Here is a 14,145-nt window from a genome sequence, read left to right as displayed (position 1 = left end):
TTTGAGTGACCGGATTAGTTCAATTTAACGTCATTAAGCAAATCTGCTACTAAAGCTTCTTGCTTTCCTTGGTCCTCAAATTCTTTGTTTAACACTTTACGAGCAATATCCAAAGACAAAGAAGAGACCTGAGACTTAACCTCAGCCAAAGCTTTATTCTTTTGTTCGTTGATCTCGATTTTTGCTTGTGCAATCAATTTTGCACCTTCAGCCTGTGCCTGAGTTTTTGCCTCAGCTACAATCTTATCTTTAAGTTCTTTTGCTTCCTTAAGGATAACATCGCGTTCTGCGCGAGCTTCTTTTAGTAATTGTTCGTTCTCATTTGTTAAACGAGCCATTTCTAATTTAGCTTTTTCAGCAGCCTCCAAAGCACTTGCAATACCTTTTTCACGTTCGTCTAGGGCATCAACAATTGGTTTCCATGCGAATTTACCTAATAAAAAGATAATAACCACAAGGACGATGACCATCCAAAAAAACAAACCGTACGAAAACGAATGTATTAATTTATCCATTGTTATACTATATAATGATAATTCTTATTTTTTAAGATTCAGGAATAATATAACCTGCAACCAACCGTTGCAGGTTATACCATAAAACCGTTGTGACTATTTACCTAATAATAAAGCACCGAATGCTAAACCTTCAAGTAAGGCACCAATGATAATCATTGCAGTTTGGATTTTAGATGCTGCTTCTGGTTGACGAGCGATAGCTTCCATTGCAGAACCACCAATTTTACCTAAACCTAAACCTGCACCGATAACGATTAAACCGGCTCCAATTAAATTGTACATAATGTATGATTTGAATAATTAAAAAATTTACTAATTAATGATCGTGATGTTCTTCAACAGCCATACCGATAAATAAGGATGACAACATCGTAAAAATAAATGCTTGTAAGAATGCTACCAATAATTCGATAACCATCAAGAAGATTGTCAAGAACATGGAAACACCGATACTACCCACTACTGTCAATTGGTGTTGCAATAAATAAACAATTGCAATCAGTCCCATTACGACCGTGTGACCAGCTGTAATATTTGCAAACAAACGTACCATCAAAGAGAATGGTTTTGTAAACAATCCCAATACCTCAATTGGCGCTAAAACAAATTTAAATGGAACCGGAACTCCTGGCATCCAAAAAATATGCTTCCAGTAGTTTGCGTTTGCTTTGATATTAACAATTAAGAATGTAAAAAGAGCCAAACATAAAGTTACTGTAATGTTTCCTGTAACGTTAAACCCTAGTGGTGTCAAACCAACCAAGTTTAAAATCCAGATCAAAAAGAATACAGACAATAAATAAGGCATGAATTCCTTGTAACGATGACCAATGTTTGGAATAGCCATCTCATCACGTACATAGATAACCAAAGGCTCCAATACACGTCCAACACCTTTAGGTAAATTGTTAGCGCCTTTTTTATATGTTTTAGCCAAACTAATAAATGCCCAAAACATTAAAAATGCAGCCAAAAACAAACCAACAACACTTTTAGTGATCGAAAAATCTAAAGGCATCGCTACAGATGGATGAAAATCAACAGCATCATGAATTTCATGAGAACCAATCACATAAGAAGTTTCAAATTCCTTTTTCTCTTCTTTTCCATCTTCATTTATAGTCATAACATAACTACCATCAGCATTTTTACGATACTCATGACCAGTCAAATTACCAGTAGCATCAGTCTTATAAATTTTCCCGTGATACAATGCATAATATTGGCCATCAACCTCAGCAACTTTATTACCGTGATCGAATGCCGAAGCCATAAAAACTTTCAAGCCATTATCGATCAAAATTACCGGCAATGAAAAACCATAATGTTTACCTGTCTCTTCATCCGAAAAGAAGCTAAAATAATAATCATCTTGTAAGTGATGCTCAATATGGCTATTGATTTCCTCAGCCTGCGATTTTTCTCCGTGTGCATCCTCATTCGCCTTTGTTAAAAATGGCGCAACTGCAAACAGAATAACTGCTAAAAATTGAAGTGTTCTTTTAAGACTCACGATACTACTATTATGTTATTTAAAATTTTTTGCGAAAATACTATATATAAAGCACAAAAGCTACTTTAATATTACATTTTTTTGAAAAAACTATCGTTTTCTCCCTTAGGATTTGTTTAAAGCCTTGTAAGCAAATATAACATCGTAAAAAAGGAATAAAACGACAACGATCAAATAGTTATATTTTAAAATATCAGCCTGCGGTTTTGCCAACCCATTATGGATATATACATAATTCAGGACAAACTTTAAAGTCAATAGTCCCAAGAAAACAAAACCAACATATTGCGGAAATTTCTGCGAACAGTAACTTATCCCCACCATGATGATCACGGATAATATCAGTTGAAAAATATAAATTTCATACAATGGAAAATGTAGATCTTCCAGGGAATGTATACCATCAAAAGACTTTAACAAAAAGAAATGAACGGCAAAAATTAATACCGCAACAAAAAATAAAATAAGGGCCTGCTTTATATATACTATCATCTATCGTTTAATCGATTCACTTGTCTAATGACTTGATATAGAGAAATTCCAATCCCTCCAAGGGTACAGATCTTCATCCATAGTTGGTTCTCAGCATGAAACTTACCGTCCAGCCAATCCCCCAATAAATAAAATGCGTAAATGGTAAAAACCATCTGGGTTGAAATAGTCGTCAGCACAAGCCACTTGTTAGGATCTTTCTTGTTTTCCATAAGCAATCTTAAGGTTATCAATGGGCTTTCAACAAACTATATCACACAATTTGTTACAAATATACGCTATAAATTTTTATTGCCTACAATCCCAAAACTTTTTGTCCAATTTTAATATCCGGATAATCAATATCCGCCCCCAAAAGCATTTTAAGTTCCGAAGAAGACTTATCCGGATTTGCACGAATAACACCAAGAATACGATCCAACTTCTCCTGTTCGATCAACTCTGTTGCTTCCACTTCCGTACCAACAAAATTAATTAAATGTCCATATATCGTACCCGCAACCATCCCACGCTTAACCGCTATATCAGGAATACTCATACCATCCTTAAACATTTCTAAGGAAATATCCTTTGTATCCAACTTCTTAGGTCCTTCTTCATCTGCACTTTGCGCAGCCAATTCATCTTTTTCTTTGGTCTTCACACTGGCAGCAACATCGAGCATCGCTGTTTGAAAATCTTCCCGTTTTGAAAGCGTTTCAGCAATAAGCAGACAATGTTGCAACTGCTCGCGTTTTCGCTTGTAATCAAGCAATAGTGCTTTTAACTCGTCAATATATTTCTTCGTACGTTTTCGTATCTGGTACTCTTCGATATGTTTGGTTAAAGCCTCAATCAGATCTACATCCATTTTCGGTAAAAACCAATTGACCGCAGCAGTAGAACGCTCACAGATTACGTCATAATCGATCGCGTTTTTATCCCGCAACAAATCATACAGTACAACAATAAACTTATGTGCAACTTTCTCTTGGGTCTGAAGGTGCTTGACCAATTGTTGAAAAAATAGTAATGCTTGTTCCTTTCCATCAATATTACGCTCCTCAAGTGATTTCAGTAACTCAGAAGTCTCGGCCAATAGACCGTCCCAACGGAAACCGTGCATTAAAATCTGGCCAAGATAATTCCGTTGGCATTGCTCTAGAATTTCATTGATATCAGCTTGACCCTGAGTACGCTGCGCAAATTCAACAACTTGATAATCTGTACGGATGGCATAAGAAGGGATGATCGATTTTAATACAAGTCCATCCAAACTCGTTAAACGGCTCAATGCAACGTATACCTGTCCCGCGGCAAAAGAGGTCCCCGCGTCGATGATTGCTTTTTGGAAAGTTAAGCCCTGGCTTTTATGAATGGTGATAGCCCAAGCCAGTCGAAGTGGAAATTGCGAAAATGTACCCAATATCTCCTCCTTAATCTGATCTTGCCCCTTATCGTAATTATACCGAATATTTTCCCAGGTCTCCCTTTTTACCGTTACAGATTCCGACCCATCAGGAAATGTAACCGTTACTGTGCCCTGCACAGTATCGATGTCCTTTACCGTACCGATCTTTCCGTTGTAATATTTACGTTCATCTCCCGAATCGTTTCGAATAAACATCACCTGTGCCCCTATTTTTAAAGACAACGTTTCTTCAGCAGGATAGGAACCCTGCGCGAAATCGTCCTTTACAACTGCCTTAAGATTTAACATTTTACCCGATAATGACGCCAACTTGGCTCCGTTTATTTCATCAGCATTTCGATTATGGGAGGTCAATGTAATATACTGCTCAGCTTCGCTTGGGACGAAGTCTTTTTCATAGTAACCATTTAAGGTCGTGAGCATGTCACTTGTACACTGATTGTTTCGTATGGCATTCAAAATGGAAATAAAACCCTCATCTTGCTGGCGATAGATTTTATTAAGCTCTAACATCACCAAGGGATTATCTCTTAAAATTTTAGCGTTAAAGAAGAAAACAGAAGAATAATGATCCCGTAAAACATTCCATTCGGCGTCTTTCACAACTGGTGGCAACTGATACAAATCTCCGATAAACAGAACCTGCAACCCACCAAAAGGTCGCATATCGCGACGAACAGATTGCAGGATCACATTAATCGCATCCAATGTATCTGCACGGACCATTGAAACCTCATCAATCACCAATAGCTCAAGTTCCTGCAAGATAGCCCTGCGCTGCTTGGTCAGTTTAATCGTACTGAATAAACGTGATTTATTGTAAATATGACTATCCTGCTCGTCCCAACGTAATTCATAATCTTCTATAAAGGTTCCAAAAGGAAGCCAAAATAAAGAATGTAAAGTGGTCCCGCCCGCATTCATCGCCGCGACGCCCGTAGGAGCCGTAATAGCCATCTTCTTGTAGCTATGCTCACGGATATACTTCAAGAACGTCGTTTTTCCTGTACCCGCCTTTCCTGTAATAAATACGTTCTGGTTCGTTTGGTTAACAAAAGCAACAGCCTGCATAAATGCAGTATTTTCTCGATCGACTTGAAAGTTTGACATATCCTGAAATTAGATTGATCACAAAATTAGCAATTTCATTTTTAACTTCACGCGACACATTATAGCTTAAGACACCTAAAACCGCTCCATTATAACGTATTTAGATAAAGCTAAAACGGTTAACTTAAAATATTAATGGATTTTTTTTATATTTAGCAACTGAATTAACGAATAACAAATTTTTAGAATTTTTAATATGGCTATAGATAAAATCGCATTGTTTGAGAAAGTACAGGAAATGCTGACATCCAAAGGTTTTCGTATTGATAAATCAGATGCTGCACGCCCTTGGGGAGGATTTTTCGTTATTGACGAATCCCAAGCACAAGAATTTGCCGATGAATACTTCGGCGGAATGGATGTACAAGAGTTAAGAATCTCAGGGAAATTAAGTCCAAAAATTTTAATTGTTGCACCAGAGAAAAGACTTTCATGGCAATATCACCACCGTCGTGCCGAAATCTGGCGTGTTATCCAAGGTAACGTAGGCGTTATGGTTTCTGACACAGATGAAGAATCGGTTGTTTCAACATTGAAAGAAGGCGAAACGATTAGATTGCGTCAAGGGCAACGTCACCGTTTAATTGGATTGGATGGCTTCGGTATTCTAGCCGAGATCTGGCAGCACACAGATGCCAACAACCCTTCTGATGAAGACGATATTGTTCGCGTACAAGATGATTTTGGCAGATAATAGTCCCACAGGACCGTTACCGCCAAAACAAAGATTCCCAATCAACAATTGGGAATCTTTGTTTTTACCCTAAACATAAAGTGCCATAGAGGCCAATTCACTCCCCCTACTTTGCATTTCATCGCTTTTATTCAAGCTCCTATCACCCCCATGTCCATTTCGGGTATTCCATAGCGCAATTCATTAGAAGAGAATATTAATTTTTATTATTTTAGTAGAGATATAATCAACTATGACATGATGAGCAACGACGATACTAAAAGAGGATCCAGTATATTAAACAGTCTAAAGAAATTAATTTTTGAGGACGATCAGCCGCAGCAAACTCCACCGGTACAAGCCCCCCCGACTCCGAGCACTAATGCTGCTCCTGAAAGACTCCATGTACCACCGGCATATTCATCGCCCACGGCTCAGGCTCCAACTGGAAAGACACCGCCCCCAATCCCTATAACAGCCAATGATGGAACAACCGATCTCAAAGAAATGAAATTAAAGGTCTATGCCATTCTTGAAAAACTCAACGAGCAAGGTGTAGATTTTTTCGAAGTGTGGAACGCTGCTGCTGCAATGGGAAAAGTAGAGGAAAACACATTAAAAGCAGCCTATACTTCACTGAAATTTGTAGACAGTTCGTTAACCAAGGATAAACTGGTAGCAACTGGCACAAATTATGCTAATAAATTGAAAGAAACCATTGCCAAAGAATCGGAACAAAAACAGGCTGAAAAGAAAAAGACTGAACAGGACCGAACCATGGAGATTGCAAATCTGAACACCGAAATCAAAACAATAACGGAGAATATCGCCAAATTGCAAGATGATCTACAGAAAAAACAAGTCGCTTTGGAACAAATTAATGAAAAGTACGAACCAAGAATTAAAGATATCGAACAAAAAATAAACATCGGCAACGCGGCCGTTGATGAAGTGGTCACCGAAATCAACACTGCATTGCAGATGATTAATCAATCAATAACATAAAAATAAATCAATGGAAAGAAAAGATCAGTATGTTAATATTCCCGCTGAGATAAAGACGCAACTTCCGATATTTCAAGTACTGGGCGATCATTTGCCTGCACAATTAAAATCACCAGAAGCGAAGAAGACAGCTTCGTCGATCTTCTTTTGGGCACTTTTACTTGGTGGAGCCTTTGCTTTTTTCAAGTACTTACCGATTATGTTGGAATATGCCGGAAAAAGTATACTTTTTGTGATATTCAGTATAATCCTGATTACCTTATTATTGCTAGCTCCAAAGATCATTGCGCTATTGCACCGATTGGGAACCGTCCTACTTTTTAAAGGTGAAAAATCCATCATTAGAAATAACCCTATCGAAACCTTACAACTGTTATCAAGAGATGCAAAAGACACCCTGAAACGTGTGAAGGAAAAAATCAGCAATGTAGACGGTGTCCGCATCGACATGATTCAAAGCGGTGAAACTGCTCAAAAAACAGCCGAAGAGAAGTACACCTATGCGAAACGTTTCACCGCTGAAGCGGCTAATCTCGACGAGAAATCAAAAGAGGAAACGAGCAAAAATAATGCAGAGAAGGCAAATGCTTATGCAAGAGATGCCAAAGAAACACGTACCAAAGCATTTCTATTGGGAAAAGAAGGTGAATCTGAAGAGCAAAATGCGCGCAGTTATGTCCAATATGCCAATCAATTTGCAAAAGTATTGGAAGTCCTAAAAGATAATGAAAGCGCAGCGCGTATCTATGTCAGCACCTTGGATAGCAGCATTTCCATCATTTCCAAGAAGCTAGAAGCCACTCAAAAGATGAAAAATGCCACCGATGGCCTAGCCGATGTTTTCAATATTAAAGATGGCTGGGCATTTCAGGAGGCCATGAATGCAGCAACAGGTGCCATCAGTCAAAATATTGCCTCTATCCGATCGAATCTTGATTTCTTGGATCAAAACAACAACATCACCGTGGGTGGCACGCCTACTCAAGGTGAACTGGAAGAGTTTATCCGCAAAGTTGACGAACGTAATCTAAATGTATTAAACGTAACGCAAATGGCAGATGCTAGCTATGAACTCAAACCCGAAGAAAAAGTAGATAAAGGATTTACATTACTCGATTAATATTTAACTAAAATCAAACTTATTATACGAACATCATGGAAGAAAAATCAACATGGGCAAGATTAAGATGGCCAATCAAAGCAATTATCATCGCCTTACCTATTCTCGCAATCGGTTATTGGGCCATTCAATCGGGCAAATTTGATGCTAATTCGACAGTCCAAACAACAGATTCAACAAGCAATAATGGTCATGCGGTCGCACCTTCATCAGGCTCAGAAACGACTCGTTCATTCAACTATCAACCCGAAAAACCAGTCGACGGCGAATACAAGGGCGTCGTTGAAGTGGGCGCTTCGGGTTTCAATTCCTTTGTCGTCAATATGGACAAAGAAAATCGCTGGGAGATCATTTCCAAAGACTTTGGAAAGTCATTTGCATACGAAGGATTGGCAAATACGGAAGACATCCGTAAAGGATTAAAAGATTATATAGGCATGATGCTCGACAAAGGCGTCAAATCCAAAAACATACATTTCGTTATTAGCTCCGGAGCTCAAAAAGAACCTAAAACTTCAATTATCAGTGCTGAACTTAGAAAAATGGGCTTTGTGGTCAACCTGGTTACAGCAGAGCAGGAAGGAAAATTAGCGTTAAAATCGGTTCTTCCGAAAGCTTACGAAGACAATTCATTTGTTGTTGATATTGGCTCCGGTAACACCAAAATCTCCTGGATCGACGGTGACACAAAATCGGTAGAAGCACCTGGTGCGAAATATTATGAAAAAGACCTCAAAGATGATGCGGTCTATACAGAAATAAAAAAATTAGGCGAAAAAATTCCAGCAAATAAAAGAGAAGTTTGTTTTATTATAGGCGGGGTTCCTTTTGAATTAGCATCGCAAACACGCCAAGGTGAAGAGCGTTTTACGGTTTTGAACGATCCAGCATCTTACAAAACAGATAAAGTGAAAACAAAGAGCGGTGTCAACATCTATAAAGCAATTAAAGATGCAACCAATTGCGACACCTTCGTATTTGATTGGGATGCCAATTTCACGATCGGATTCCTACTTTCATTAAACAAATAGTCAAGACGATTAACATAAAAAAAGCGCTGTTCTCTTTTATTGAGAACAGCGCTTTTTTTATAACCTTTTTTGTTATCCCATAAAACTCAATAGATACAAAATAATAATGATTGCCAACACCAAAAAAGCTATTTTCCAAAAGCTATAAGGTCTTTGTCCATAAACTTTACCGTTAAATGCATTGACCATGATCTGATAACTCTTTCCTTTGTACTGATAAGCAGATAACCACACAGGCAAAAGAATATACTTCAATTTAATGGATTTAAAATCGCTATCAATGGAATCAATATCCTGCGTATCACCACCGATGTCATTCTCAACCTGACGTTCGATTTCCCGATCCATAACAGTCCGGGCAGTTTCCGCCGCTTTTACATGATCCACACTAAAAGTTTCAGCGATAAAGCCACTTAAATATTGCTCATTGAAAGGTTTTAGATAGCCCAAATTCCAAGGTCCGATTTTATCAGAGAACTTTTCGGGAAGAGATGTTGATCCCGAAATGACAATATCCTTAAATTGACTATAGATACTACCTGAAGCTGGATACCAATTTGTTCGTCTTTCTTCGTATTCTTCCGTCTCACCATCCGAATTGCGTCTTGTACGCGTCACATAATAATACTCTCCACGTGACCCGACGTAATCAGAATGTACATCTGCATCATAGGACCAAAATGGTATATACACGCCTTTTAAACGATCATTTCTTGAATTAAAAATTCGCTTAAAGTCATTCGGAGCGAACCATATCTTACCGGCCCATTGTGTCAATAGCCCAAAAGCATTTTTGTAATCAACGGAAAAGGGAACAAGACCATGTGGCTTCACAATACGCTTTTGCTGATGGTCAATTACCAAAGGTGAAGCACAAAAAGCACATAAATCTGCTGTAACATGAGGATTCAAGCGCGAGTTTGCACCACAGTTACTGCAATGCACAACTTCAGCCAAATAGCTATAGCGCTCATCGGCGACTCCTTCCATTGCTTGTCCAAAGACTTTATAATCTGTTGATTCAATATGCCCATTTTCCGCTATCGGGTCCGCTATTTCATTTCTAGTTCCACAATAAGAACATTCTAAATAGGAAGTACCAGGCTGATAAGTCAAGATAGCACCACAGCCCTGGCATTTTAACCCCTGCTCTATTTCGGAGGTTTTTTCTTCAAAACTCATAAAACTCGGTCGTGCGTTTTATCCTAAACTCCTGGTATCGGTGGCGGGTTCTGCGAAAACAGATCCTTTAATTCGCCTACCTTTTCAGCCTCAATCCAGTTTTCAAGTCCCTCTTTCCAAACCAAGGTGGCAAGTGTCATCGTCCCCTCTTTTACTAGACCGCGTAGCTGTTCCGGATCAAATGGCCCTTCCTGTTTACCTTTAATGGCCAGGTAATAAGCTGCCGTTTTTGGCAATGGAGGCGGTCCAACTGCCCCGGCAGACGAAGCCACAGCAGCTGAGCCCGTACCGGCAGGATTATTCCCATCAAAGCTGTTTTGCTGAAATACATTGCCCATTTGACCAACCATTCCCGCCCCCAGTCCGGCGCCAAATCCAGCACCTACGATCCCCCCACTATTGGGATTCTCAGCAGCTTTCTCCATGGAATTAGCTGCTTGAAATTGGGCATATGCCCCTAGATTACCAACGACCCCCATACTGCTTCGCTTATCAAGGGCTTTTTCCACCTCTTCTGGGAATGAAATATTTTCGATTAAGAATTTCGTTAAGCTCAAACCCAACTCATCAAAATCAACCCCAATTTTTTGTTGTATCAAGGCCGAAACTTCATCGTAGTTGGATGCTAGGTCTAAGGCTGGTATCTTCGACTCAGCAATAGCATCCATCCCACGCGATACCGCAATATTTCGAAGCTGCTCTATGATATCTTCAACAGTAAAAACAGGCGTCGTCGCAACCAGCTGTTTCATAAAAACAGTAACGTCCTTCACCTGAAAGGAGAAATTACCGAAAGCCCGAAGTCGAATTGGTCCAAATTCAGGATCCCGCAGCATAATCGGATTTTTGGTTCCCCATTTCTGATTGACAAATTGTCGAAGGTTGACAAAATAGACATCGGCTTTGAATGGACTATTGAACCCATATTTCCAGCCTCTGATGGTTGTCATGATCGGCATATTCTGTGTTGTCAATTCATAGCGACCAGGCTGAAAGACATCTGCAACCACACCTTCATTTAAAAATACCGCAGCCTGCCCTTCCCGCACAGTCAACTGCGCACCCATTTTTATTTCATTCTGATACCGTGGAAACTTCCACACAATCGTATCTGTGCTATTATCGACCCATTCGATAATGTCGACAAACTCATTCCTGATTTTATCAAATAATCCCATAAATTATTCTCGTTACAATTACTTACACTAAATGTAAACATTTCCCAGCAAACCAGCAATTTTCTCCAGCAGCACGCAAACTATCGATATCTAAAAAATTTAGCCTTTTAAATACTTATCGTAGTTTATTTTTTTTACTTTTGTTAGCTAAGTTCTACATTAATTTATGAGTACATATAACGAAGACAGCATTAGGTCCCTGGATTGGAAAGAGCATATTCGCCTTCGTCCGGGAATGTACATTGGAAAATTGGGGGACGGTTCGGCCTATGATGATGGTATCTATGTTTTATTGAAAGAGGTCGTTGACAACTCGATTGATGAGTTTGTTATGGGCGCTGGTAAAATTATTGATATCACGGTAAACGAAAATAAAGTTTCCGTACGCGATTATGGACGTGGTATTCCAATTGGTTCTGTGGTTGATGTTGTTTCTAAAATCAATACAGGTGGTAAATATGATAGTAAGGCTTTCCAAAAGTCAGTTGGTTTAAATGGTGTCGGTACAAAAGCCGTAAATGCTTTGTCCAGTCAGTTTACCGTACAGTCATATCGTCAAAATATAACGCGCATCGCCCAATTCTCTAACGGAGAATTAATCAACGATGAACAAAAAGATACCACGCAACGAAATGGGACAGCAGTAACATTTTATCCGGACGATTCGATTTTCCGAAATTATAAATATAGACTTGAATTTGTAGAAAACATGATCTGGAATTATGTCTTCTTAAATTCTGGTCTTACCATTAATTTCAATAATCAGAAATTTATTTCCGAGCATGGTCTAAAAGATCTATTGGAACGGAATATCGATGCCGAGTCCATGCGCTACCCGATCATTCACCTCCGTGGTGAAGATATTGAAATTGCCATGACACATGGTCAACAGTACGGAGAAGAATACTATTCTTTTGTCAACGGTCAGCATACCACGCAAGGTGGAACACACCAGGCAGCCTTCCGTGAAGCACTTGTCAAAACAATTCGCGAGTTCTACAAAAAAGAATTTGACGCATCGGATATTCGTTCCTCGATCATTGGTGCTATCGCTATCAAAGTACAAGAACCTGTTTTTGAGTCTCAAACCAAGACTAAATTAGGCTCGCAGAGTGTCGGTCCAGAAGGTCCTACAGTAAGAGGGTTCATTAGTGACTTTATCAAAAAAGCATTGGATGATTACCTGCATAAAAATCCGGCTACGGCAGATGCTCTTCAAAAACGTATTCTACAATCTGAACGTGAACGTAAGGATATCGCCGGTATCAAAAAACTCGCCAACGAAAGAGCGAAGAAAGCCTCTTTGCATAATCGTAAACTACGTGACTGTAAAGTGCACTTCAGCGATAAAAATGAACGTAACCAAGAAACAACTTTGTTTATCACTGAAGGGGATTCTGCGTCTGGTTCAATTACCAAATCGCGGGATGTGCAGACTCAGGCAGTTTTCAGTTTAAAAGGAAAACCGTTAAACTCCTACGGTATGTCCAAAAAGATTGTTTATGAAAACGAAGAATTTAACCTCTTACAACATGCACTTAATATTGAAGACGGTCTCGATGGATTACGCTACAACAATATCGTAATCGCTACCGATGCCGACGTCGATGGAATGCACATCCGTCTGTTGTTATTGACATTTTTCTTGCAGTTTTTCCCAGACCTTGTCAAAGCTGGCCATGTTTCCATCTTACAGACACCACTTTTCCGAGTCCGCAACAAAAAGGAAACGATCTATTGCTATTCCGATGAAGAACGACAAAAAGCAATCGCAAAATTAGGCGCTAAACCTGAAATTACTCGATTCAAAGGTTTAGGTGAGATATCACCTTCCGAATTTGGATTATTTATCGGAAAAGATATCCGTCTTGACCCGGTTATCTTGTCCAAAGACAATAAAATTCAACAGTTATTAGAATATTACATGGGCAAAAACACACCAGACCGACAAAAGCATATTGTCGAAAATCTACGTGTTGAAGTTGACCTTGAAGAAGAACTAACAAAAAAAGCGGGTTAAAATAACCCGCTTTTTTAGCAACCTACAACCACCTTTCATGCACAACCAAACCTTAATTCTGATCCAATGTCAAGATGCCGTTGGATTGGTCGCCAACATTTCTAATACGCTAGCAAAATTTCAACTCAATATTGTCACCATGCGTGAATATGTGGATGAAGAAGCCAACAAATTCTTCGTGCGTGTCGTGTGTAACGGTCTCGTGCCAGAGCAGAAACAGCTTTCCGATTCCCTTGCCGAAGTACTTCCTCCATCCGCTCAAATACAGATAAACCCCAATAATCGTAAAAAAATCGTCGTCCTCGTGACCAAAGAGCATCACTGCCTTGCCGATATCCTGGTACGACAACACTTCGAAACATGGGGAGCAGAAGTGCAGGCCGTAATTGGTAATTATGAATCACTACGCTCCTTTACGGAAAAGTTTGATATTCCATTTCATTGTATCTCACATGAAAACCTGACAAAGGAAACATTCGAAAAACAACTGATCGCACAAATCCAAAACTATAATTTCGATTATATTATTTTGGCGAAGTTCATGCGGATCTTGTCTTCTCAGTTTGTCAGTACCTTTGAAAATAAACTGGTCAACATACACCATTCATTTCTCCCCGCTTTTATTGGCGCCAATCCGTACAAGCAGGCCCATGCAAGAGGCGTTAAGATCATAGGCGCCACAGCGCATTTCGTGACCGACCAGCTCGATGAAGGTCCCATCATCGTACAGGATATACGACATGTCAACCACACCTATACTGTAAAAGATATGGTAACTGCCGGAAAAGAAATAGAAAAGGCTGTTTTGAGCCGAGCAATTCGTCTGCTTAGCGAAGATCGTGTGATGCGCAACGATTACAAGACAATTGTATTCGAATAGTGATTACAATCA

The 14,145-nt window shown here is 39.3% G+C and carries 14 protein-coding genes; 6 read left to right on the top strand and 8 right to left on the bottom strand.

The window, feature by feature from the left end:
* Positions 1-14: 14 nt before the first annotated feature.
* From GVK91_RS20435 to GVK91_RS20410, 6 genes are all read right to left on the bottom strand, one after another.
* On the bottom strand, positions 15-515 hold the full coding sequence (locus GVK91_RS20435) for a F0F1 ATP synthase subunit B (RefSeq protein WP_046671966.1): 501 nt from the start codon (positions 513-515) through the stop codon (positions 15-17).
* Between the two features lie 96 nt (positions 516-611).
* Complete coding sequence (gene atpE / locus GVK91_RS20430) at positions 612-800, bottom strand: ATP synthase F0 subunit C (RefSeq protein WP_021188666.1); 189 nt, start codon at positions 798-800, stop codon at positions 612-614.
* 34 nt (positions 801-834) lie between these two features.
* Entirely contained in the window at positions 835-2,031 is a 1,197-nt protein-coding gene (atpB, locus tag GVK91_RS27535) for a F0F1 ATP synthase subunit A (RefSeq protein ID WP_227550270.1), read from the bottom strand.
* Positions 2,032-2,136: 105 nt separating this feature from the next.
* A complete protein-coding gene (locus GVK91_RS20420; RefSeq protein WP_075994171.1) occupies positions 2,137-2,523 on the bottom strand; it encodes a hypothetical protein in 387 nt (128 codons plus the stop codon).
* Complete coding sequence (locus GVK91_RS27780) at positions 2,520-2,735, bottom strand: AtpZ/AtpI family protein (RefSeq protein WP_075994172.1); 216 nt, start codon at positions 2,733-2,735, stop codon at positions 2,520-2,522. The genes GVK91_RS20420 and GVK91_RS27780 overlap by 4 nt, the downstream gene beginning before the upstream one ends.
* Before the next feature lie 83 nt (positions 2,736-2,818).
* On the bottom strand, positions 2,819-5,044 hold the full coding sequence (locus tag GVK91_RS20410; protein WP_159731113.1) for a helix-turn-helix domain-containing protein: 2,226 nt from the start codon (positions 5,042-5,044) through the stop codon (positions 2,819-2,821).
* 196 nt (positions 5,045-5,240) lie between these two features.
* On the opposite strand from GVK91_RS20410, the gene GVK91_RS20405 reads away from it, so the two are divergent.
* The 4 genes from GVK91_RS20405 to GVK91_RS20390 all read left to right on the top strand — a co-directional run bounded on the left by GVK91_RS20405 (position 5,241) and on the right by GVK91_RS20390 (position 8,873).
* A complete protein-coding gene (locus GVK91_RS20405) occupies positions 5,241-5,738 on the top strand; it encodes a cupin domain-containing protein (RefSeq protein WP_046671961.1) in 498 nt (165 codons plus the stop codon).
* Between the two features lie 237 nt (positions 5,739-5,975).
* Entirely contained in the window at positions 5,976-6,722 is a 747-nt protein-coding gene (locus GVK91_RS20400; RefSeq protein WP_159731111.1) for a hypothetical protein, read from the top strand.
* A 10-nt stretch (positions 6,723-6,732) separates the two neighbouring features.
* Positions 6,733-7,842, top strand: a complete 1,110-nt coding sequence (locus tag GVK91_RS20395; RefSeq protein ID WP_088162938.1) for a hypothetical protein — start codon at positions 6,733-6,735, stop codon at positions 7,840-7,842.
* A gap of 35 nt (positions 7,843-7,877) precedes the next feature.
* Positions 7,878-8,873, top strand: a complete 996-nt coding sequence (locus tag GVK91_RS20390) for a hypothetical protein (protein ID WP_159731109.1) — start codon at positions 7,878-7,880, stop codon at positions 8,871-8,873.
* A gap of 72 nt (positions 8,874-8,945) precedes the next feature.
* On the opposite strand, the gene GVK91_RS20385 is transcribed toward GVK91_RS20390, so the two are convergent.
* Together GVK91_RS20385 and GVK91_RS20380 are read right to left on the bottom strand one after the other, a co-directional pair.
* A complete protein-coding gene (locus GVK91_RS20385) occupies positions 8,946-10,055 on the bottom strand; it encodes a hypothetical protein (RefSeq protein WP_153847278.1) in 1,110 nt (369 codons plus the stop codon).
* Positions 10,056-10,078: 23 nt separating this feature from the next.
* The gene (locus GVK91_RS20380; protein WP_159731107.1) at positions 10,079-11,233 is read right to left on the bottom strand and encodes an SPFH domain-containing protein; all 1,155 of its coding nucleotides are present in this window, start codon (positions 11,231-11,233) and stop codon (positions 10,079-10,081) included.
* A gap of 166 nt (positions 11,234-11,399) precedes the next feature.
* Here GVK91_RS20380 and GVK91_RS20375 point away from each other — a divergent pair, with 166 nt between their 5' ends.
* Together GVK91_RS20375 and purU are read left to right on the top strand one after the other, a co-directional pair.
* Positions 11,400-13,253, top strand: a complete 1,854-nt coding sequence (locus tag GVK91_RS20375) for a DNA topoisomerase IV subunit B (RefSeq protein WP_120333218.1) — start codon at positions 11,400-11,402, stop codon at positions 13,251-13,253.
* Between the two features lie 37 nt (positions 13,254-13,290).
* Positions 13,291-14,133, top strand: a complete 843-nt coding sequence (purU, locus tag GVK91_RS20370; protein WP_153847280.1) for a formyltetrahydrofolate deformylase — start codon at positions 13,291-13,293, stop codon at positions 14,131-14,133.
* Positions 14,134-14,145 lie beyond the last annotated feature (12 nt).

Origin of the sequence: Sphingobacterium sp. 18053 (assembly GCF_902706145.1) — a bacterium.
Classification (GTDB): Bacteria; Bacteroidota; Bacteroidia; order Sphingobacteriales; family Sphingobacteriaceae; genus Sphingobacterium; species Sphingobacterium paramultivorum.
This window is presented reverse-complemented; position numbering and strand designations above follow the sequence as displayed.

Coding starts and splice junctions, on each gene's coding strand:
- GVK91_RS20405 (WP_046671961.1), top strand. CDS start 5,241: ATGGCTATAGATAAAATCGCATTGTTTGAGAAAGTACAGGAAATGCTG.
- GVK91_RS20395 (WP_088162938.1), top strand. CDS start 6,733: ATGGAAAGAAAAGATCAGTATGTTAATATTCCCGCTGAGATAAAGACG.
- purU (WP_153847280.1), top strand. CDS start 13,291: ATGCACAACCAAACCTTAATTCTGATCCAATGTCAAGATGCCGTTGGA.
- atpE (WP_021188666.1), bottom strand. CDS start 800: ATGTACAATTTAATTGGAGCCGGTTTAATCGTTATCGGTGCAGGTTTA.
- GVK91_RS20390 (WP_159731109.1), top strand. CDS start 7,878: ATGGAAGAAAAATCAACATGGGCAAGATTAAGATGGCCAATCAAAGCA.
- GVK91_RS20420 (WP_075994171.1), bottom strand. CDS start 2,523: ATGATAGTATATATAAAGCAGGCCCTTATTTTATTTTTTGTTGCGGTA.
- GVK91_RS27780 (WP_075994172.1), bottom strand. CDS start 2,735: ATGGAAAACAAGAAAGATCCTAACAAGTGGCTTGTGCTGACGACTATT.
- GVK91_RS20375 (WP_120333218.1), top strand. CDS start 11,400: ATGAGTACATATAACGAAGACAGCATTAGGTCCCTGGATTGGAAAGAG.
- GVK91_RS20380 (WP_159731107.1), bottom strand. CDS start 11,233: ATGGGATTATTTGATAAAATCAGGAATGAGTTTGTCGACATTATCGAA.
- GVK91_RS20385 (WP_153847278.1), bottom strand. CDS start 10,055: ATGAGTTTTGAAGAAAAAACCTCCGAAATAGAGCAGGGGTTAAAATGC.
- GVK91_RS20435 (WP_046671966.1), bottom strand. CDS start 515: ATGGATAAATTAATACATTCGTTTTCGTACGGTTTGTTTTTTTGGATG.
- GVK91_RS20400 (WP_159731111.1), top strand. CDS start 5,976: ATGATGAGCAACGACGATACTAAAAGAGGATCCAGTATATTAAACAGT.
- GVK91_RS20410 (WP_159731113.1), bottom strand. CDS start 5,044: ATGTCAAACTTTCAAGTCGATCGAGAAAATACTGCATTTATGCAGGCT.